The organism is Sinomonas sp. G460-2, assembly GCF_047759905.1.
Lineage (GTDB): Bacteria > Actinomycetota > Actinomycetes > Actinomycetales > Micrococcaceae > Sinomonas.
Window position 1 is genome coordinate 1 of the sequence record NZ_JBKZWT010000478.1, and the last position, 1,974, is coordinate 1,974.

Consider the following 1,974-nt stretch of genomic DNA (forward strand, 5'->3'; position numbering starts at 1 on the left):
CAGCCACGGCAGGATCGCGATAACGTTGATCGCCGCCCACCATCCGATCGACCCGCGCCACCCGACGGCGCCGGCTACGGGGACCGCGAGCAGCGGCGGGACTGTGGTCCCGAGGCTGATGATCATCACGTAGAGCGCGGTCAGGATGCCGATCTTCTGCGGGAAGTACTTCTTGACCATGGGTGGCAGCACGACGTTTCCCGCGCCCATCCCGGCAAGCGCGACGGCCGAGGCCGCGAGGAACGTCACGGTGTCGGGCGCGAACGCGCGGACGATCTGGCCCAGCGCGGCGGCAGCCATCGCTATGACGGCAATGGCTTCGACGCTCCGCCTCCGCATGAAGAGCGGCGTCACGAGGCCGGCGATCCCGAACAGCGCCGTGGGCAGCATGCCGAGGATGCCGACGAGCCACGACGGGAGGAACAGCTCCTTCGAGATCTCGCCTGTGAGCGGCGGCACGCTCGTCACCGCTGTTCGAAGCGTGAACGCGACGATCAGGATCCCTGCCGCGGCGAGGAGCCCGCCACGCACGGTGGACTGGCCGGCTCTCGTGCCGGCCTGGGCTATCGCCTGGGGTTCCGCTTCGCTCACCCTAAAACGCTACAGCAGTCCCGGGATACCAAACATTGCTCTGGGCGGCGAAAGGCCGTGATTCCGGCCACGACCGGGCCCTGACCAACCCGCGGAACCACAGCTGGCCGGCTCTCACAGCCAGCGCACAGCCCCCGCGTCGTTGAACGAGTCCGGCCCCGGCTACGTTTAATGGACAACCGTCCCCGCCGTCCAGGGACCGCCGACCGCAGGAAGCCGCCACATGCTTGACTCCCCCGTGCCCACCACCGCACCGAACTCGCGCGTCACGCGCAAAGTCGCCTTCACCGCGCTGGCGGGGGCATCGCTCGTCGGCGCCGTGGCGGGGTGCGCGCCGTCGAACGCTGCGGCGCCCGGCCCGGCGCAAGCGGGGAACAGCGCGCCCTCAGCGCCGACGACGGCGGCCCCCACCTCCGCGGGTTCCGTCGGCTCGAGCGCCCACATCTACAGGGACGGCACGTACAGCGCGGACGGACGCTACACGTCCCCCAACGGGCCCGAGACGGTCGGCGTCACGCTCACGCTCGCGTCCGGGGTCGTCAAGGACGTGCAGATCACCCAGCACCCCACAAGCGCGAACACGGCGATCTACCAGAAGCACTTCGCCTCGGGCATCAAGGATGTGGTGGTCGGCAAGAAGCTCGACGATCTCAACGTCGGTGTCGTCTCCGGCTCCTCGCTCACGGGCCAGGGCTTCAACGACGCCGTCTCGATCATCAAGGGCGAAGCCTCCTAGGACCGCCCATGGAGTCGTTCACGTTCGAGGCGATCGGGACCCTGTTCGGGATTGGTACGAACCGGCCGCTCGGCGATGCCCTCGAATGGACGCTGCTGCGCGAGGCCGAGCGCTTCGACTGGGTCTGGTCGCGCTTCCGGCCGGACTCGCTCGTCGCGCAGATGCGCGCCGGGACGGGCACGTGGGACCTCCCGGCCGAGAGCGCGAAGCTCTCGGAGCTGTATGCGCGCCTCTACCGTGTGACCCGAGGCGCCATGAATCCGTGGATCGGCTCGAGCCTCGAACGCATCGGCTACGGGCCGGGCTATGAGCTCGTCCCGTCGGGACCGCCCGAGCCAGCCCCGCTGTGGGACGGCGACCACGTGTGGGAGGGCACCGCCGTCGTCCTGACGTACCCGGCCGTCCTCGACATCGGCGCCGCCGGGAAGGGGCTCCTCGTGGATCGCTTCGGGGAGATCCTCGCTGAGGCGGGGCACCGCGAGTTCGTTATCGACGGGAGCGGCGACGTCCTGCACGCGGGGGCCGAGCCGGTCCGGGCGGCGCTCGAGCACCCGTACAACGCCGACGAGGCGATCGGCCTCGTCGACTTCCAGGACATGGCCCTGTGCGCGTCGGCGGGCAATCGCCGGGCGTGGGGCGACGGATTC

3 protein-coding genes are annotated in these 1,974 nt (G+C 70.0%); 2 read left to right on the top strand and 1 reads right to left on the bottom strand.

Features of this window, described 5'->3' with window-relative positions:
* The coding region (locus ACLN58_RS21630) for a CynX/NimT family MFS transporter (RefSeq protein WP_415857272.1) at nt 1–591 on the bottom strand (591 nt) is incomplete at its 3' end.
* Between the two features lie 223 nt (nt 592–814).
* Between ACLN58_RS21630 and ACLN58_RS21635 the strand changes: the two genes are divergently transcribed.
* Complete coding sequence (locus ACLN58_RS21635; RefSeq protein WP_415857273.1) at nt 815–1,327, top strand: FMN-binding protein; 513 nt, start codon at nt 815–817, stop codon at nt 1,325–1,327.
* Nucleotides 1,328–1,335: 8 nt separating this feature from the next.
* The coding region (locus ACLN58_RS21640; RefSeq protein WP_415857274.1) for an FAD:protein FMN transferase at nt 1,336–1,974 on the top strand (639 nt) is incomplete at its 3' end.

Coding starts and splice junctions, on each gene's coding strand:
- ACLN58_RS21635 (WP_415857273.1), top strand. CDS start 815: ATGCTTGACTCCCCCGTGCCCACCACCGCACCGAACTCGCGCGTCACG.